We start from the raw sequence: 17825 nt of genomic DNA, 5'->3' as shown, positions 1-17825 counted from the left end.
CGCGTTGCCATATCCGAGGCATTGTTAATTCCTGCAATATCCTCAGCCGCTGTTACAAAAACACGAGATTCAGATGGACGTCCAAGCGTTGAGAAGTTTCCTTCACCAGGGATTACTCTTGCTAATGTAGATGGTACAGGATTCGTTACCGCATTTCCCGGTACAACCGAAGGCAAAGATGATGCCCTGCCAAACACGCCGGTGACGACACCGGGAGCCATGAGCGCGGCTGTGCTGCCGGCTGATCCGTAACTTGCTTCCCTCGGATTAGCATAAGGAAAAATCATCGGCACGGCAAAAGGGTTAGAGCCTCTGAAATAGAAGCGTAGCTGATTTCCGTTCAGGGGCTCGTCGCTCAAACGTTTTTCCATCGACTCTGTTACCTATTGTCCAGCCATTGGGGGTAACGTCCATGTGGTGAGCTACACCTCGTATTCTGGTGGTGGTCGAAATATCGTAAGTCAATTCCTTAAACCCCGGTCGGGGCTTGCCGGGAAAATCCTTACTTGATTTCCGGCACTGTTGATATACACTTTCCCGCTTGCAAAGCCTGTCTCTTAAACCATCGGGATCGGTAAATATCAACGGGCTGTTCAAGACATAAGCGTAGCGATTAAAAAGTCTGTGGATTATTGACCCCGATTTGCTGGAAGTGAGCAGTGGATCAACGGCTGTGAAGCGACCGTACCGATTTTCGTACATTCTTGGCTTGAGCAAAGTCTAGGCCGGTTTCATTGTCCTTTTCGTAGCCGGTTATGAACGCGCAATTCGAGATTTCCGTGCGATGCATTGCGGCTTGATGTGTTTTCAAAGAGCTAAAGGCGGCTAAAGAAAAAGCGGCTTTCGTGCCAAGTTTTTATTATAACTCGACAGGGCTTTTTAACCTATTTGTTTGAGGTTTGCCGGAGATTTTCAGTTGCTTTGCCCACCGCTTTTTTATGTCCGAGATCTCGACCTGGGTGTAGATCTGGGTCGTGTCGAGGCTGGAGTGTCCGAGCAGTTTTTGGATGTGGCGGAGGCTCGCTCCGTGGCGGAGAAGATGCGTCGCGTAGGCGTGCCGGAAGGTGTGGACCGTCGCGTTGATCATGGCCGCTTCCGAAGCGTTCTTTACGATGCTCCATATCTGCGGATACGAGAGGCGCCTGCCCGTAACGGAAAGGAACAAAGCTGTCGGATTCGTGACCGGTCTTTTCTTCCGGCTTCGGCCTTTTCCCCAGTAGGCTCCGCTCATCAGTTCGACGCGGATGTGGCGATATATCTCTCGATCCATCGGGCTGCGTTTTCGGTCAGGGGAACGATGCGTTCTCTCTTTCCTTTGCCTTCGCGGATACGCAAGGTCCTGCCGTCGAAGTCGCGCATATTCAAGCGGTAAAGCTCTCCGTGACGGATGCCGCAGGCGTATAGGGTTTCGAGTATGGAGCGATCGCGAACGCCGATCGCTTTGTCGGTGTCGCATTGCTCGATGATCTTCGATATTTCGGCTTCGGTCGGGACGTGCGGCAATGTGTGTCCGGCTTTGGGAAGATCGAAGGTCTCGGCGATGTTCGCAAGCACTTTATTCGATGTGTAAAGCCATTGGAAAAAGCGTCTGATCCTCGACACGGTTTGTCTTAAGGATGATGCCTTCTGGTCGGTGTATTTCTTGAGGTGAACAAGGTACGAGTTCAGGTGCGTTTCCTCGGCCTCGTTCCAGCGCTTTATCAGCCAGGCTTCCTGCAGGTAAAGCTGCAAGTTATTCAGCACTCTCTCGCTCGATCTTCGGAGGTCCTTCGAGTAGCCTTTGGCTTCGAGTTCCGAGAGGTATTTTTCGATCTCTTTGTTCACATTCGATGGCGTTTTGTATACAGAAGTGACAGCGTAAGACCTTTAACGAGAAGCTTTACGCAATAAGTTGCGGTTTGTAACTTTGGTGACAATGCGTAACCCGTGCTGCTGCCTCATTTAGTCCGATTACAAACGGTGGATCTTGGTCTATCCTGTCGTACAGGCTGGGAGCCGTTTCGCACATTTTTCAGACCCGCGTTTTTGGCGCTCTTTTACCGTTATCGACCGCTTTTTCTCTGGGATGACAGCGGCTGATGACCTCAGCCAGATCGCCCAGTTCGACGTGCGTGTAGATCTCGGTTGACGACAGGCGGCGGTGTCCGAGAAGCTTCTGTATCTGCCGTATGTCAGCCCCTGCCCTTGAGCAGATGGGTGGCACATGAATGCCCCTCATCGTGTGCGGCGTGACGTTCTTTTTATGTTGGCGTTCTTCGTCCATTTGCGGACGATCCGGCGTATGTCGTCCACGTCCAGCGGCCCGCCCGAACGCGACGAGACGAACAAGCGGATCTGTCCCGGCTGGGATGCAAAAGCGGTACGCGCCTGTTCGAGATAGAGCTTCAAGGCTGTCTGCGACGATTGAGTGAGCGGCACCAGCCGCGTCTCATTTCCTTTGCCGTGCTCGATCCGAAGCGTACCCGTCTGCATCTCCACATCGTAGATCGTAAGGCTCACAAGCTCCGCTCTCCTGATGCCGGTTGCGTACATCACCTCCAGAATGGAGCGGTCGCGAATGTCTCTCGCTTTCTCTATCGGGATGCTCTCGATCAGCCGCTTCGCTTCGGCGGGGGTGAGGATATTTCGCGGAGCATCTTCGGCTGCTTCGGCATCTGGATCGAAGCGGACGGGTTGTGAACGATCACGCCTTCCTGCCACAGCCAGAGAAAGAACCGCTTCATCGCCGCCAGTTTGTTGGCCTGTGCTCCGGCAGAAAGTCTCTGCTTTTTTCGTCCGGTTTTTTCGTCTTCGGTTTCGAGGCGGTAAAGTGAGATCTGATACTGCGAAAGATGCGGCCGTCACGTCGGCGATGGAGTTCAAGGCGGTGTTTTCCGTCAGCCAATCGAGAAAGATCCCAGCGTCCCGACTGTAGTTTACAAGCGTCGCCGGCGAGTAGTTTACAGCCATCAGATATTCGATAAAGCGGCCTCTTAGAAGCTCCAGTTTTTGCTTTTGATTCTCCGTCCACATCTCGCGCCAATGCCTCCTTACTCAACAATCAACTGTTAGAAAAGCAGATGATCGATGAGTGTTTTTCTTTAGCCGCATTCAGTGGGAGTTGCTCCAACACGACCTTTGCTTTTATTTTTCCCCTTTAAAGCTTCTCCACTGACCACAAGGTCGGCTTAAGTTTCTTTTCTGTCTGCAATTAACCTTGTGATTCGACCACCACAAGGTACCCTCAAGGTCGCCTTTTTTACCACAAGGTCCACAAGGTTTGCTGTCGGGCGTCCGGCTTTTTTCTTTAGCCGCTTCGTCTTCTTTTCAACGTCACCATCAGGCCGCCCCGAGTTCACCCGATAGCCGTGCGAACGAGCGAAGCGGTCTGCGAGGAACGAGCGCCCGCGGAGCGAGAGAGCCGGAGCGGACGGCGTACGATAATGAGCTTTTTATGTCCGTAGTGTTTTTTACGAAGGACATAAAAAGGATTATCGGATGACGGCAGCGACCGGGAGCGAAGGCATCCGAAGCGAACAACGGCGGGCGTTACTTACACGCACCTTCACCGCTTGGCCTATCGACTCGCCGCTTTCTCTTTAGCCGCGTCCTTTAGTCGCGTTTTCAACTCGTCAACTCCGGTCAGTCCGCGCAGGCTTTGCACCTCGCTCTCCGCATCGCTCGCCAACTGGTACACGCTCGGCTTTCCGTTCACCGCCTGGATCGCCCAGAGATATTCCATCTCGACCAGCTTCTGGCAATACATCCTCACCTGCCAGTCGCTCCATGCGGTCGTCTCGCGTATCTCCCGGCGTGTAAGTTGGACATCGCAAGCCTTGATCTTTAGTTCTTCCGCTCGTCTCTTACACGCTTCTCTTATCGCCTCGAACATTCCACGCACGGGCGGCGCCAGCTCGTCCATTGCCTTGCCGAGGATCTCCTCGGCCAGCTCGTTCGCGAGTGCAATATCGGACAGCTCGACCTCGACATATTCGATCTCGATCTCGCCGCGTTTCGCGGTTTTGATCTCTCTTTGATATTGGTGAAGAAGTGCTATCGAGTTGATAAGCGAGAGATACTTTCTTTGCTCTCGGCGGTGGATGAGTCTTTCGCTGGGGTAGGTCAGATGTTCGACAAAAGGGTTGACGACGGCCAGCGGTTTGAGCATTCTTTGGGCGTGGTGATGCAGCCGTTTGATCTCTTCCGATTCCGCCTTTTCCAGCACTCCCGAAAGACTGTGCTGATGCCGCTGCTGTGAAAGAATGATCCGCGTCTGCTCGATCGATTCGTTCATCGAAAGCTGCACAAAGCGGCTGCGGGTCTCCTCGTCGAACGCTTCGGCTGAGGTCGTCGTTATCACGATCACAACGGGTCCAAAGACTTCGTAATGTTCCGTCGAAAGTTTCCCGGTCGCCGGGTCCGTCCGGGTCGCCGCGATCGAAAGCCTCTGATCCGAGGCAAGCGTCCTAAGTGAGTAGACGGCCTGCATCGCTCCTTCGTCCTCGGCGATCACCAGCATCTTTCTTTGCAATGAATAAGGGTCTTTGTAGAAAAGAGCCTGGCCGGTCAGCCTCGTAACCCTGACAAGCTCCTCCGGCGGCACAAACGCACAGAGAGCGTCCTGCAATGCCGATTTGCCAGCACCCGAACGGGCGACGATAAGCAGGGCAAGCGGTTCCGTCAGTTTCCGGCTGATCGACCCCAGGTAAGCCGTCAACACCGTCGAGCGTTCGCCCACCAGACCGCACCGCCGGAAGTCCTCCACTATTCGCTCACACAGCTTTTCGTCTTTCAGGAAAGCTATCGCCTCCCCTTCTCGGCCTCGGTCATCGCCGCCGTCGATTCCGCTTCATTGGTCGAGGTCTTTCGCATCGACAGCCTTTCGGCTTCGAGCGTTTCGATCAGCGAAAGTAGATCGGCATTGATAACAGATTCGTTCACGCGGCAATGCTTGGCGGCTATCTGCGCGAAGTTCGCCCTCGCTCTTGCCTGATAAAGATCGAGCGTGTCCAGGTGAAAGAGATTCCCCACATTAAGACGCAAGTTTATTTTCAGCTTCTCAAGTCCGACGCCCGTCAGCCGCGCACTCTGTATTCCCGATTGTCGAGAACGATCTGCAATGTTCCATCGGGCAAAGGCACACTCCCTGCGGCCCGCGTTTCCGCCGTCTCTCCGTCTCCGCGTCTCTGCGGTTCAATAAGTCTTTGGACCGCCTCAAGCGTTCCGCCATTTACAACGAACTCCGATGCGTCTTTTGCCGGAAGATCGACCGTGCGGCTTTCTATGCCGATTGCCGATAGCTTCTCGGCGAACTTTAGGGCGGCTTCGCGGCCCGCATCGTCCGCGTCGAGCATTAGCACGACTCGTCTGATCCGGGATTCCTGCAGGTGCGCGAGGATCTCATCCGTCAGAGCGTTCACGCCGTAGGCACAAGTCACATTCCTGATGCCGATCGACCACAGAGCCAAAGCGTCGATCACGCTCTCGGTCAGGACGATCTCGTCCGTCTCTTTTGCTCCCGCCGGATTGAAAAGCCCTCGCCGCTTGCCCGAAAGATACAAGTGCTGCTGCTTTTCCGTGTGCCGGGCGTAAAGACCGACTGCTTGATTCGTGCCCGCGTCAACGAGCGGAAAGACCACCGAGCCGTACATCGTCTCATTGCCTTTCTCATTCAAAAGTCCAAGTGATTCGAGACTCCTACGACCGTCCGGGTTCACACGCCCGCAGTGTGCCGTCAACATAGCCCAGGCGAAAGACCCGGACCGCTTCCGGCGTGATCCCGCGACTTTGCAAATAAGCGATCGCCTTCTCATTTTCACCAGCGATTTGTGATAGTAGCTGACGGCTTTCTCCAGATATTCCAAAGCAGTGGTCTGTGGCCGGTTATCAGTGGTCAGTTGCTTATCCTCCTCGGCGTCTCGGCGTCTCTGCGGTTCAATTTCCTGCAATAAAGCAAAGGCCTCCGCAAAGCCGATCCCGTCCGCTTTCATCACAAAGCTGAACGCGTCCCCTGCCCTCGCCGCATTTGCCCAGGCAGTTCCACAAGCCTTTTCTTTCATCGACGGCAAACGACGGCTCCGTATCTTCATGAAACGGACAAAGCCCCCAAAGCTGCCGCCCTTTCTTCCGCAGCTCAACCCCGCGCGACCGAACCACATCCGCCAGGCTGATGGTTTGCTTCAATGCCAGAATGTCCTCGTTTTCGATTGCCATAGAAAAAGCTGTCAAGTATTATTTTCAGTTTTTTGAAGAAAGCGGGCTTTGCTAACATTGACGAACTAATGCTAGGTTATACTAGCAAGCAATGTCAAGCCGAAAGCAAAAGGATGGTTACAAGAGATGAGATTGAAAAAGTGGCTTTATACTGTCGCAAGGCAGGCAGACCGGCAGAAAAAGAAGCCCCGTTTTTTGGAAAGAGACTTTCGGCGGTGCGCCGCAGTAGGGGCTTACCTTCACAGCAACTAGCGGACAAGCTCGGCATCAAGCGCTCGCTGATCGATTACTACGAAACGCGATCCCCGAACCTGGCCCTGGATTTCATCGAACGCTCCGCCGCCGCTCTCGAAGTGTCGGTCGCCGAACTATTGGGAGCCAGCCCAATGCCTGACGCTCAAAGCCCGGCCGCAGTCGCAGCTCCAAAGAAAGTTCGAGCAGGTCAAGCTCCTCCCCGCGACAAGCAGATCGCCCCGTCCTCAATTCCTTGACACCGTTCTCGAAAGCAACCAGCAAAAGGCGTGAATTTGGCTCACGCCAATTTTATTTCAAGGTTTTTTCTTAAGCGCAACGGTGGATCAACATTCGACCTATCAACCACTTGGCGCGCATGCTTACCTCAATTTGATAGGGCGGCAGAAAGATCGGCAATAACTCGTCAGCGGGTGCATCGTCCTGCACAAGTTTGAAAGTGAAGGTAAGACGCACCGTTCTTGTCTTGATATCTTCGGGATTGAATATCCAAGTGTGAGTCGGCTGTTCTCTGCAAAAGCCGAATTCCTTCTACGGTCCTCACCGACGTAACCTTACCGCTCGAATCAATTTCCGCTTCAACGACAACGCTCCCGCTCGCCAAGCAGCGTGGCAACACTGATAGATGGCCAATATGCTTGAACGACCTGCCTGGCTTTCTTCGTTTTCCCGGACACTTTTATTACATCATAACGGAAAAAATCAGCAAGACAAGATGGTTCAATTTCATTTCGGTTTCTCCGTATAGATTTGTATTCCCGGCTTTCAGGAGTCAGCTTGTACAGCTTATTCGATTTGAGAAGCGAGTTTATCGCTTTATCTCGGTCTACTGCTTTCCAACCTTGATTCCAAACTTGGCTAGGCGTGTTCGTTGCCTGATCAAGATACGAGCTGACCCTATACGCTCGAAGCTCAGTCGCATATTTAGTTATGTTTTCAGCAAGATTGGATGGATGAAGATTCACATCGCTTCCCTTGAAGCTCTTCTCGAACGCCCGTCCTAAGTTTTGCCTGTCGGCCAGTATGGCTTCCTTCATCTAACCCCGGATATTTGGTGATTTTCTGTCCCTCACCAAACGTCACTACGATATGGGCGTAACTTTCCCATTCGCGTCGGTGGAAAAAGGTCGTTACCTTGCCGCTCGACGTCATTGCCAAAGGTGGTGTTTCGGCTGCAGCTCCATTTTCGACCTTCTCCCGTAAGCGAGCGTGAAGTCCTTGGCTTCGCCCTCACTGCCATAAGCAGCCAATGAATCAAAGATCGCACCCGATTCAGCTTTCCTGGTCCTTCCAGAGAGTGCACCCTTTGCCGATTGATCTGCGGCGTCGGTCATTGAGTTCCTAATGTCATTCCGACGATCAAGGATCTTTTGTCCGCCCTTTCTTTTTCAACTACTCGTCATGTGGAACCCAGAGAGGCTCCATCCTATCTTTACCCATTCCTAAACATCCCTATAGGATCGATACAGGGAAGCGGGCAATTAGTTACGTAGGCGTATCGATTCCATGTTTGGGGGTCGACCAGCCTACCGGATGCCATTAACGGATCAGGTGTTGTGAAACGCCCCAAACTTGTCGCATACGATTCTTGCTGAGCAAAGTCCAGATCTGACTCATTATCCCGTTCATAGCCGGTGAATTGCTTGCGGATGCGAGATCGCTTTACTTTTTCGGAATATCCGATGAATAAAAATACGCATAGTGTTTCGGCTCAAGTTCACTCGCAAATCCGTCAGGATCACTTTCCCATTCATACCGAAACTGAACCTTTATAGCTAAACCTTCTGCTAAATGCTCGCGTGGAACACTAAATAATATTGATTTGCCAGGTTCAATGAATACTCGCGGACAGCTACCTTCCGGATCCGTGCTTATAGGAGTTTCACCACCTGTCTTTTGAATCTCTCGATATCGTAAGTTAAATCTTTGTCGCCATACTCTTTTGAAACATCCCACATGCAAGCCCCGACGTGCCATATTGAATTGTTATGAAAGCAGAAAGACTCTTCTGTTACTTTCCCACTTTTTAAGCGCTTTCCATGATTCTTCGCGTTCAAAACTCACATAGACATTTGGCCGATCTTTAACCAAACGTACGTCTTTACTTGTCCTTTCTCTCGTTTGAGCCTCCACCAAAATTGAAAAAACAGCGGAAACAATGATTGCAAGAAAAACTAGCGATTTTTTCATCCTTTTTTCCTCCGTTGACGGGTGGGCTTTGGTTTTGGTGGAGGTGGTGGGTTTGGTCCATAACCACCTTGATTTGTTGGAACATCGAGCCATTTATTTATCGCTTGTTCGGAGCGTTTCTCTATCTGGACCTTCCCAACTTGAGTTCCAAATATCATATTGCTTAGCATTGTCGTCAGTAGCCCAGTAACGTCCGTTAGCAAATTGACCAAACTGTGCTTCACCTAATAGGGATTGAACGAAATGCCCTCCGTACTCAAAATTCCGCTTGTCGTTCGTATTGTTGCCGACGGTTTGAAAATAATTAACGTGATCACCTTCATGGCCTACAACTGCATGAAAACTGTTTTTGTTTTTCAAATCCGAAGCATTTAAACTTACATTGATACCTGTAAGTTTGCCGTCCTTATCGAATGTTCCTTCCGTATTTCCTCCACCTTTCTTCCGGTCAAAAGATACAAAAACCCCATTATTTTTATCCTTACCTGTTTCATCTTCTCCATAAGCATTTAGCGCATTTGAAACCTGCTTATACTTGTCAGAATCCACCCCATATTTGTCGCCGACCTTTTTAAGATATTCTTTGCCTTCGGCTAGTCGAGCCGCAAATTGCTTACATTGCTCCTCGTTACCTTTGCAAACATACAATCCTGTCGGGTCCGTATAGTACAAAGGGCTATTCAAAGCGTAAACATAACGATTCCAAGTTTGAGGATCATCCGGTTCGCCAGTCGAAAGCAATGGGTCCGTTGAGGTGAAGCGTCCATGCTGGTTGTTGTAGTAGCGAGCCTGCGCAAAGTCTAGCTCTGATTCAATATCACGTTCATAGCCGGTTATGAACGCGCAATTAGGGATTGTCTCGCATCGCGCTTTTGCGGCGTTTTTGTTATCAAAGATCAGCGGCTTGCAGCTAAAGAAAAAGCGGCTTTTGTGCCAGTTTTTTATTATAACTGCGAACGCCCTTTTCAGCTATTTATTCGAGGCTTTTCTTAGGTTTTCAGTTGCTTTGCCGACCGCTTTTTTTATGTCCGAGATCTCGACGTGCGTGTATATTTGTGTCGTGTCTAGGCTCTCGTGTCCGAGCAGTTTCTGGATGTGGCGGAGGCTCGCTCCGTGGCGGAGAAGATGCGTCGCGCAGGCGTGGCGGAAGGTGTGAACGGTCGCGTTGATCATGGCCGCTTCCGAAGCGTTCTTTACGATGCTCCATATCTGCGGATAGGAGAGCCTTCTGCCCGTGACCGACAGGAACAAAGCGGACGGATTCGTGACCGGTCTTTTCTTCCGGCTTCGGCCCTTTCCCCAATACGCTCCGCTCATAAGCTCTACTCGTGCCGTCGCAATATATTTTTCCAGCCATTCCGTGGCGGTCGTCGGTCAGGGGAACGATGCGTTCTCTTTTGCCTTTGCCCTCGCGGATTCGCAAAGTTCTGCCGTCGAAGTCTCTCATATTGAGACGATAAAGCTCGCCGTGACGGATGCCGCAGGCGTAGAGGGTTTCGAGGATGGAGCGGTTCCGAACGCCGATCGCTTTTTCGGTGTCGCATTGCTCGATGATCTTCGATATTTCGGCTTCGGTCGGGACGTGCGGCAATGTGTGTCCGGCTTTGGGAAGATCGAAGGTCTCGGCGATGTTCGCAAGCACTTTATTCGATGTGTAAAGCCATTGGAAAAAGCGTCTGATCCTCGACACGGTTTGTCTTAAGGATGATGCCTTCTGGTCGGTGTATTTCTTGAGGTGAACAAGGTACGAGTTCAGGTGCGTTTCCTCGGCCTCGTTCCAGCGCTTTATCAGCCAGGCTTCCTGCAGGTAAAGCTGCAAGTTATTCAGCACTCTCTCGCTCGATCTTCGGAGGTCCTTCGAGTAGCCTTTGGCTTCGAGTTCCGAGAGGTATTTTTCGATCTCTTTGTTCACATTCGATGGCGTTTTGTATACAGAAGTGACAGCGTAAGACCTTTAACGAGAAGCTTTACGCAATAAGTTGCGGTTTGTAACTTTGGTGACAATGCGTAACCCGTGCTGCTGCCTCATTTAGTCCGATTACAAACGGTGGATCTTGGTCTATCCTGTCGTACAGGCTGGGAGCCGTTTCGCACATTTTTTCAGACCCGCGTTTTTGGCGCTCTTTTTACCGTTATCGACCGCTTTTTTCTCTGGGATGACAGCGGCTGATGACCTCAGCCAGATCGCCAAGCTCGACGTGCGTGTAGATCTCCGGTTGACGACAGGCGGCGGTGTCCGAGAAGCTTCTGTATCTGCCGTATGTCAGCCCTGCCCTTGAGCAGATGGGTGGCACATGAATGCCTCATCGTGTGCGGCGTGACGTTCTTTTTATGTTGGCGTTCTTCGTCCATTTGCGGACGATCCGGCGTATGTCGTCCACGTCCAGCGGCCCGCCCGAACGCGACGAGACGAACAAGCGGATCTGTCCCGGCTGGGATGCAAAAGCGGTACGCGCCTGTTCGAGATAGAGCTTCAAGGCTGTCTGCGACGATTGAGTGAGCGGCACCAGCCGCGTCTCATTTCCTTTGCCGTGCTCGATCCGAAGCGTACCCGTCTGCATCTCCACATCGTAGATCGTAAGGCTCACAAGCTCCGCTCTCCTGATGCCGGTTGCGTACATCACCTCCAGAATGGAGCGGTCGCGAATGTCTCTCGCTTTCTCTATCGGGATGCTCTCGATCAGCCGCTTCGCTTCGGCGGGGGTGAGGATATTTCGCGGGAGCATCTTCGGCTGCTTCGGCATCTGGATCGAAGCGGACGGGTTGTGAACGATCACGCCTTCCTGCCACAGCCAGAGAAAGAACCGCTTCATCGCCGCCAGTTTGTTGGCCTGTGCTCCGGCAGACAGTCTCTGCTTCTTTCGTCCGGTCTTTTCGTCCTCGGTTTCGAGGCGATAGAGTGATATCTGATACTGCGAAAGATGCGCGGCCGTCACGTCGGCGATGGAGTTCAAGGCGGTGTTTTCCGTCAGCCAATCGAGAAAGATTCCAGCGTCCCGACTGTAGTTTACAAGCGTCGCCGGCGAGTAGTTTACAGCCATCAGATATTCGATAAAGCGGCCTCTTAGAAGCTCCAGTTTTTGCTTTTGATTCTCCGTCCACATCTCGCGCCAATGCCTCCTTACTCAACAATCAACTGTTAGAAAAGCAGATGATCGATGAGTGTTTTTCTTTAGCCGCATTCAGTGGGAGTTGCTCCAACACGACCTTTGCTTTTATTTTCCCCTTAAAGCTTCTCCACTGACCACAAGGTCGGCTTAAGTTTCTTTTCTGTCTGCAATTAACCTTGTGATTCGACCACCACAAGGTACCCTCAAGGTCGCCTTTTTTTACCACAAGGTCCACAAGGTTTGCTGTCGGGCGTCCGGCTTTTTTCTTTAGCCGCTTCGTCTTCTTTTCAACGTCACCATCAGGCCGCCCCGAGTTCACCCGATAGCCGTGCGAACGAGCGAAGCGGTCTGCGAGGAACGAGCGCCCGCGGAGCGAGAGAGCCGGAGCGGACGGCGTACGATAATGAGCTTTTTATGTCCGTAGTGTTTTTTACGAAGGACATAAAAAGGATTATCGGATGACGGCAGCGACCGGGAGCGAAGGCATCCGAAGCGAACAACGGCGGGCGTTACTTACACGCACCTTCACCGCTTGGCCTATCGACTCGCCGCTTTCTCTTTAGCCGCGTCCTTTAGTCGCGTTTTCAACTCGTCAACTCCGGTCAGTCCGCGCAGGCTTTGCACCTCGCTCTCCGCATCGCTCGCCAACTGGTACACGCTCGGCTTTCCGTTCACCGCCTGGATCGCCCAGAGATATTCCATCTCGACCAGCTTCTGGCAATACATCCTCACCTGCCAGTCGCTCCATGCGGTCGTCTCGCGTATCTCCCGGCGTGTAAGTTGGACATCGCAAGCCTTGATCTTTAGTTCTTCCGCTCGTCTCTTACACGCTTCTCTTATCGCCTCGAACATTCCACGCACGGGCGGCTCAGCTCGTCCATTGCCTTGCCGAGGATCTCCTCGGCCAGCTCGTTCGCGAGTGCAATATCGGACAGCTCGACCTCGACATATTCGATCTCGATCTCGCCGCGTTTCGCGGTTTTGATCTCTCTTTGATATTGGTGAAGAAGTGCTATCGAGTTGATAAGCGAGAGATACTTTCTTTGCTCTCGGCGGTGGATGAGTCTTTCGCTGGGGTAGGTCAGATGTTCGACAAAAGGGTTGACGACGGCCAGCGGTTTGAGCATTCTTTGGGCGTGGTGATGCAGCCGTTTGATCTCTTCCGATTCCGCCTTTTCCAGCACTCCCGAAAGACTGTGCTGATGCCGCTGCTGTGAAAGAATGATCCGCGTCTGCTCGATCGATTCGTTCATCGAAAGCTGCACAAAGCGGCTGCGGGTCTCCTCGTCGAACGCTTCGGCTGAGGTCGTCGTTATCACGATCACAACGGGTCCAAAGACTTCGTAATGTTCCGTCGAAAGTTTCCCGGTCGCCGGGTCCGTCCGGGTCGCCGCGATCGAAAGCCTCTGATCCGAGGCAAGCGTCCTAAGTGAGTAGACGGCCTGCATCGCTCCTTCGTCCTCGGCGATCACCAGCATCTTTCTTTGCAATGAATAAGGGTCTTTGTAGAAAAGAGCCTGGCCGGTCAGCCTCGTAACCCTGACAAGCTCCTCCGGCGGCACAAACGCACAGAGAGCGTCCTGCAATGCCGATTTGCCAGCACCCGAACGGGCGACGATAAGCAGGGCAAGCGGTTCCGTCAGTTTCCGGCTGATCGACCCCAGGTAAGCCGTCAACACCGTCGAGCGTTCGCCCACCAGACCGCACCGCCGGAAGTCCTCCACTATTCGCTCACACAGCTTTTCGTCTTTCAGGAAAGCTATCGCCTCCCGCTTCTCGGCCTCGGTCATCGCCGCCGTCGATTCCGCTTCATTGGTCGAGGTCTTTCGCATCGACAGCCTTTCGGCTTCGAGCGTTTCGATCAGCGAAAGTAGATCGGCATTGATAACAGATTCGTTCACGCGGCAATGCTTGGCGGCTATCTGCGCGAAGTTCGCCCTCGCTCTTGCCTGATAAAGATCGAGCGTGTCCAGGTGAAAGAGATTCCCCACATTAAGACGCAAGTTTATTTTCAGCTTCTCAAGTCCGACGCCCGTCAGCCGCGCACTCTGTATTCCCGATTGTCGAGAACGATCTGCAATGTTCCATCGGGCAAAGGCACACTCCTGCGGCCCGCGTTTCCGCCGTCTCTCCGTCTCCGCGTCTCTGCGGTTCAATAAGTCTTTGGACCGCCTCAAGCGTTCCGCCATTTACAACGAACTCCGATGCGTCTTTTGCCGGAAGATCGACCGTGCGGCTTTCTATGCCGATTGCCGATAGCTTCTCGGCGAACTTTAGGGCGGCTTCGCGGCCCGCATCGTCCGCGTCGAGCATTAGCACGACTCGTCTGATCCGGGATTCCTGCAGGTGCGCGAGGATCTCATCCGTCAGAGCGTTCACGCCGTAGGCACAAGTCACATTCCTGATGCCGATCGACCACAGAGCCAAAGCGTCGATCACGCTCTCGGTCAGGACGATCTCGTCCGTCTCTTTTGCTCCCGCCGGATTGAAAAGCCCTCGCCGCTTGCCCGAAAGATACAAGTGCTGCTGCTTTTCCGTGTGCCCGGGCGTAAAGACCGACTGCTTGATTCGTGCCCGCGTCAACGAGCGGAAAGACCACCGAGCCGTACATCGTCTCATTGCCTTTCTCATTCAAAAGTCCAAGTGATTCGAGACTCCTACGACCGTCCGGGTTCACACGCCCCGCAGTGTGCCGTCAACATAGCCCAGGCGAAAGACCCGGACCGCTTCCGGCGTGATCCCGCGACTTTGCAAATAAGCGATCGCCTTCTCATTTTTCACCAGCGATTTGTGATAGTAGCTGACGGCTTTCTCCAGATATTCCAAAGCAGTGGTCTGTGGCCGGTTATCAGTGGTCAGTTGCTTATCCTCCTCGGCGTCTCGGCGTCTCTGCGGTTCAATTTCCTGCAATAAAGCAAAGGCCTCCGCAAAGCCGATCCCGTCCGCTTTCATCACAAAGCTGAACGCGTCCCCGCCCTCGCCGCATTTGCCCAGGCAGTTCCACAAGCCTTTTCTTTCATCGACGGCAAACGACGGCTCCGTATCTTCATGAAACGGACAAAGCCCCCAAAGCTGCCGCCCTTTCTTTTCAACTCGACTCCGCGAGGGAAACCACACCGCCAGGCTGATAGTTTGCTTCAATGCCAGAATGTCCTCGTTTTCGATTGCCATAGAAAAAGCTGTCAAGTATTATTTGAAGAATTTGACTTGATGTCAGATTATACATAATACTTCTAACCATGCAAGCATTACGGCTAACTCTCGAAAGGCGGGTTTACAATGACCCGATGATCTCGCAAGGCGGAAGACCCGCGAAAAAGGAAAGAACCGCTTTCGGCGAACGGCTTTATCTTGTGCGTCGCGGCTGGCCTGTCGCAGCAGCAGCTTGCCGACAAGCTCGGCCTTTCACAACGCGCCTATGCTTACTGGGAACGTCACCCGGTCGCTCTCCGGCCCGACCAGCTTGAACAACTCGCCGCCGTGCTGAACATCTCGGTGTCGGATTTGATGGGAGAAAAGGAAGAAAGAAAAGAGGAACGGGACCGACCGGTAGAATGAAACAGCTATTCGAGCAGGCCAATGATCTGCCCCGCTCACAACAGCAAAAGATCGCCGCCGTCCTCGAAGCCTTTATTAGTCAGCAAAGACAAGCCGAAAAGCAAAGAGGCCGTCTGGAAACTGAGTTTCGGGCGGTCTTTTGTTATGAGATATTGATTCCCGCCGGGGATCAGCTCGCGACGGCCTGGCTGAACCTTTGGAGGTTGTGGGCAATGGCGATGAGTCCGATCTCTGTATTTACTTTTTCGAGCCCTCGCAGGAAGAATCTTTTGAACCCTTTGTTCTGTTTGATGTTCCCGAATACCGCTTCAACCTTCCATCTTTGTTTTCTCTTCTCAACTCCTTCTTCGCTCATCAGCAGTTCTTTTATCTTCTGGCGGTGGCGGTTGAGGTTTGGGCTTCGCTGAATGATGCGGTTGCCTGCCGCTTTGTGGCATGGCCCAGCATCGGGCAGCCTTCACAGTTCTTTGCCTGGTAAGAGCCGGTGGGTCTGGATAAAGCCGTTTGCCGTCTTTCGTTTCTTCTCGCCTGTGACGTCATTGCCTGGCCTATCGGGCAGGTGTAGGTATCGGTTTCAGCGTTGTAATGCAGGTTGTCCGCATTGAAAGGATTCTCTCTGTATTTCCTGTCTCTCTGCTCCTTGTCGAAGTAGCCGTATTTGACGTACGCCGTGATGCCTTTCTCTTCCAGAAAGTCGTAGTTCTCTTCGCTTGCGTATCCCGCGTCCGCCGTCAGGCTTTCAGGTATTTCTCCGTAGCTCTCGATCGTGTCTTCGATATGGTCTTTTAAGAGCGTCGTGTCGGCGGTCGTCTGTCCAGTGTGTAGTTGAGAATGTAATGTTTGTCGGTCGACGCCTGCACGTTGTAGCCCGGCTTGAGCTGCCGTTCCGCATGTGGTCGTCCTTCATTCGCATGAAGATGCGTCCGGGTCCGTCTTCGAAAGGCTGTTCCGGCCCTTTAACTGCTTCTCCCGTTCCTCATACTCCTTTAGCTTTCCCGGCCAGTTCTTCTTGGCGTAGTTCAGCTTTGTTTGATCTTCGGGTCGATCTCTTTGTCCTTGAGGGCCTCGTTGATCGCACCGATCGCTTCACTTACAGCCTGCGGGTTGATCTCCTTAAAGTCGGCAGGCTCGTTTGGCTGCTGCTCTTCGTCCTGGTATATCTTCTCGACATATTCCCAGGCTCACCCAAGCTGCCGTGCGATCCGCTCCCGGCTCACCTTTATCGCCTTGCCCCACACGAACGTGTACCGGTTCGCATTGGCTTCGATCTTTGTCCCGTCCAGCGTCAACTCTCCGGTTCAGCACGCCCTGCTCCGCCAGCAGCACCACCACCTGGTTGAATATCTTCTTCAAATGCTCTTTCAGCCTTTTCCCCGAAAGTCGTTGATCGTATTATGATCCGGCCTTGCTCCGCCGGAGAGCCACATGAAAATGCACGTTCTCACCACCCACCTGTTCGATCTTCCGCGATGAATAGATGTTCCTCAGGTAGGCATACACCACCACCTTGAGCAGCATCCGAGGATGATAGCTCGACGTCCCGCCCCTTGCAATCCCGCTCCAGCTCCGATGTCGATCCGCTTCGACCACCTCGTTCACCACCCTCACCGGATGATTCAAGGGCACCAGATCCTCATAACTCGGCGGCAGCAACATCGGCTGATTCTGCACGTACCTCTTAAAGACAACTTTCTTCTCCCCTCCTACATACATTTTAAATCACCTTCCCCTATTTTGCCAAAAAGGGGCGCCTTTTCAGACAGCCTCTTTGGTTTTTTTATCTGTCTTCATTCTTTCGAGTCCACCGACCGGTAACCTTCCATGTTCCGTCATCTTGTTGGATAAAGGTCCAGACCTCTTTGTAAACATTTTCATCATTTGGCTTTTTGAACACGAAATGATGATGTGCTCCAACACCTTCCTCAGCCTTCACCCAGTTTCTGAGAAAACGATAGTGTAAGTCGGATGTTCTTTCAAAAACCTTTGTTTGCGGTTCTCTGACTCAACATTCCACGAAAAGTAACGACTGCTAGAAAAACGGAAAGATAAAGGTATCTCTCTTGCAGTTGTTGGCTTTCTTCACCATCCCTCCTCGCATTACTTCAGACTATTGCTTTTAGGGTTGGTTATAATTATGTTAGCCTCCCTAATTCCCGCGTTCATTATGTTACAGATCTGACCATTGAAAAGCCCAATTCTGCCGCGTAGAAATAAATATTCTGAGGATAGGGATCTTCAGCATCATTGATTAGAGGTCCGAGGTCATGAAAGTGAGTCCTTGCACCTCGTTTAGCACGCCAAAAAGTTCTTGCTGTGCCTGTTCCCCAGCGCAACGCGGTTTGGCGAGTCCCTTAACGATGACGTTCCGCATCTAACCCCCGGATATCTGGAAATAACAGCATTTCCTCTTGAACGCGCTGAGTGGGCGTCAGGTACATAGAAAACCAGTTTCGTCTAGGGTCTCGCTTGAACTCATTGCCAAGGTGGAGTGTCAGTTGCAGTACTCTCTGCATTATTTTCTCC

At 52.4% G+C, this 17825-nt stretch carries 25 protein-coding genes and 1 pseudogene; 2 read left to right on the top strand and 24 right to left on the bottom strand.

Annotation, left to right across the window (positions count from 1 at the left end; translation table 11 throughout):
* The 11 genes from IPG22_17390 to IPG22_17340 form a co-directional block, all read right to left on the bottom strand.
* On the bottom strand, positions 1-293 hold a 293-nt coding region (locus tag IPG22_17390; GenBank protein MBK6590061.1), incomplete at its 3' end, for a hypothetical protein.
* 10 nt (positions 294-303) lie between these two features.
* Positions 304-717, bottom strand: a complete 414-nt coding sequence (locus IPG22_17385; GenBank protein MBK6590060.1) for a hypothetical protein — start codon at positions 715-717, stop codon at positions 304-306.
* A 142-nt stretch (positions 718-859) separates the two neighbouring features.
* Complete coding sequence (locus IPG22_17380) at positions 860-1270, bottom strand: tyrosine-type recombinase/integrase (protein MBK6590059.1); 411 nt, start codon at positions 1268-1270, stop codon at positions 860-862.
* Entirely contained in the window at positions 1231-1824 is a 594-nt protein-coding gene (locus IPG22_17375; protein ID MBK6590058.1) for a tyrosine-type recombinase/integrase, read from the bottom strand. Before IPG22_17375 ends, IPG22_17380 begins: the two co-directional genes overlap by 40 nt.
* A gap of 187 nt (positions 1825-2011) precedes the next feature.
* Positions 2012-2218 carry a tyrosine-type recombinase/integrase gene (locus IPG22_17370; GenBank protein MBK6590057.1) on the bottom strand — a complete coding sequence of 69 codons (207 nt, stop codon included), beginning with the start codon at positions 2216-2218 and terminating at the stop codon, positions 2012-2014.
* Positions 2215-3012 carry a tyrosine-type recombinase/integrase gene (locus IPG22_17365; protein ID MBK6590056.1) on the bottom strand — a complete coding sequence of 266 codons (798 nt, stop codon included), beginning with the start codon at positions 3010-3012 and terminating at the stop codon, positions 2215-2217. Before IPG22_17365 ends, IPG22_17370 begins: the two co-directional genes overlap by 4 nt.
* Before the next feature lie 544 nt (positions 3013-3556).
* Positions 3557-4717, bottom strand: coding sequence for a DNA primase (locus IPG22_17360; protein ID MBK6590055.1), 1161 nt, complete (start codon positions 4715-4717; stop codon positions 3557-3559).
* Between the two features lie 62 nt (positions 4718-4779).
* On the bottom strand, positions 4780-5010 hold the full coding sequence (locus tag IPG22_17355) for a hypothetical protein (GenBank protein MBK6590054.1): 231 nt from the start codon (positions 5008-5010) through the stop codon (positions 4780-4782).
* Positions 5011-5054: 44 nt separating this feature from the next.
* On the bottom strand, positions 5055-5654 hold the full coding sequence (locus tag IPG22_17350; GenBank protein ID MBK6590053.1) for a toprim domain-containing protein: 600 nt from the start codon (positions 5652-5654) through the stop codon (positions 5055-5057).
* A gap of 22 nt (positions 5655-5676) precedes the next feature.
* Positions 5677-5772, bottom strand: a complete 96-nt coding sequence (locus tag IPG22_17345; protein MBK6590052.1) for a hypothetical protein — start codon at positions 5770-5772, stop codon at positions 5677-5679.
* 141 nt (positions 5773-5913) lie between these two features.
* Positions 5914-6192, bottom strand: coding sequence for a hypothetical protein (locus tag IPG22_17340; GenBank protein MBK6590051.1), 279 nt, complete (start codon positions 6190-6192; stop codon positions 5914-5916).
* A gap of 215 nt (positions 6193-6407) precedes the next feature.
* Between IPG22_17340 and IPG22_17335 the strand changes: the two genes are divergently transcribed.
* Entirely contained in the window at positions 6408-6683 is a 276-nt protein-coding gene (locus tag IPG22_17335; protein MBK6590050.1) for a helix-turn-helix transcriptional regulator, read from the top strand.
* A 339-nt stretch (positions 6684-7022) separates the two neighbouring features.
* Here the strand turns inward: IPG22_17335 and IPG22_17330 are convergent, their stop codons facing one another.
* From IPG22_17330 to IPG22_17275, 12 genes are all read right to left on the bottom strand, one after another.
* The gene (locus tag IPG22_17330) at positions 7023-7481 is read right to left on the bottom strand and encodes a hypothetical protein (protein ID MBK6590049.1); all 459 of its coding nucleotides are present in this window, start codon (positions 7479-7481) and stop codon (positions 7023-7025) included.
* 111 nt (positions 7482-7592) lie between these two features.
* Entirely contained in the window at positions 7593-7778 is a 186-nt protein-coding gene (locus tag IPG22_17325; GenBank protein MBK6590048.1) for a hypothetical protein, read from the bottom strand.
* A 98-nt stretch (positions 7779-7876) separates the two neighbouring features.
* Positions 7877-8128, bottom strand: a complete 252-nt coding sequence (locus tag IPG22_17320) for a hypothetical protein (GenBank protein ID MBK6590047.1) — start codon at positions 8126-8128, stop codon at positions 7877-7879.
* Positions 8129-8430: 302 nt separating this feature from the next.
* Positions 8431-8634, bottom strand: a complete 204-nt coding sequence (locus IPG22_17315; protein MBK6590046.1) for a hypothetical protein — start codon at positions 8632-8634, stop codon at positions 8431-8433.
* A 93-nt stretch (positions 8635-8727) separates the two neighbouring features.
* Entirely contained in the window at positions 8728-9603 is an 876-nt protein-coding gene (locus IPG22_17310; GenBank protein ID MBK6590045.1) for an RHS repeat-associated core domain-containing protein, read from the bottom strand.
* Positions 9604-9631: 28 nt separating this feature from the next.
* Positions 9632-10546: a tyrosine-type recombinase/integrase gene (locus IPG22_17305; protein ID MBK6590044.1), complete on the bottom strand. Its 915-nt coding sequence runs from the start codon at positions 10544-10546 to the stop codon at positions 9632-9634.
* Between the two features lie 263 nt (positions 10547-10809).
* Entirely contained in the window at positions 10810-10986 is a 177-nt protein-coding gene (locus IPG22_17300) for a tyrosine-type recombinase/integrase (GenBank protein MBK6590043.1), read from the bottom strand.
* Positions 10938-11738: a tyrosine-type recombinase/integrase gene (locus IPG22_17295; protein MBK6590042.1), complete on the bottom strand. Its 801-nt coding sequence runs from the start codon at positions 11736-11738 to the stop codon at positions 10938-10940. Before IPG22_17295 ends, IPG22_17300 begins: the two co-directional genes overlap by 49 nt.
* A gap of 543 nt (positions 11739-12281) precedes the next feature.
* A complete protein-coding gene (locus IPG22_17290; GenBank protein MBK6590041.1) occupies positions 12282-12596 on the bottom strand; it encodes a hypothetical protein in 315 nt (104 codons plus the stop codon).
* Positions 12581-13735, bottom strand: coding sequence for a hypothetical protein (locus IPG22_17285; GenBank protein MBK6590040.1), 1155 nt, complete (start codon positions 13733-13735; stop codon positions 12581-12583). The genes IPG22_17290 and IPG22_17285 overlap by 16 nt, the downstream gene beginning before the upstream one ends.
* A gap of 28 nt (positions 13736-13763) precedes the next feature.
* Positions 13764-14363 (bottom strand): toprim domain-containing protein, encoded by a 600-nt coding sequence (locus tag IPG22_17280; protein ID MBK6590039.1) that lies wholly within the window; start codon positions 14361-14363, stop codon positions 13764-13766.
* 54 nt (positions 14364-14417) lie between these two features.
* Positions 14418-14915 carry a hypothetical protein gene (locus IPG22_17275; GenBank protein ID MBK6590038.1) on the bottom strand — a complete coding sequence of 166 codons (498 nt, stop codon included), beginning with the start codon at positions 14913-14915 and terminating at the stop codon, positions 14418-14420.
* 180 nt (positions 14916-15095) lie between these two features.
* Here IPG22_17275 and IPG22_17270 point away from each other — a divergent pair, with 180 nt between their 5' ends.
* A complete protein-coding gene (locus IPG22_17270; protein ID MBK6590037.1) occupies positions 15096-15302 on the top strand; it encodes a helix-turn-helix transcriptional regulator in 207 nt (68 codons plus the stop codon).
* Between the two features lie 169 nt (positions 15303-15471).
* Here the strand turns inward: IPG22_17270 and IPG22_17265 are convergent.
* Positions 15472-17015 (bottom strand): annotated as a pseudogene (locus IPG22_17265) (IS1182 family transposase).
* Between the last annotated feature and the right edge of the window lie 810 nt (positions 17016-17825).

It is taken from the genome of Acidobacteriota bacterium, from assembly GCA_016703965.1.
Taxonomy (GTDB): domain Bacteria; phylum Acidobacteriota; class Blastocatellia; order Pyrinomonadales; family Pyrinomonadaceae; genus OLB17.
Note: the sequence above shows the minus strand (reverse complement) of the source record. Positions and strands in the feature narration are given on the sequence as shown.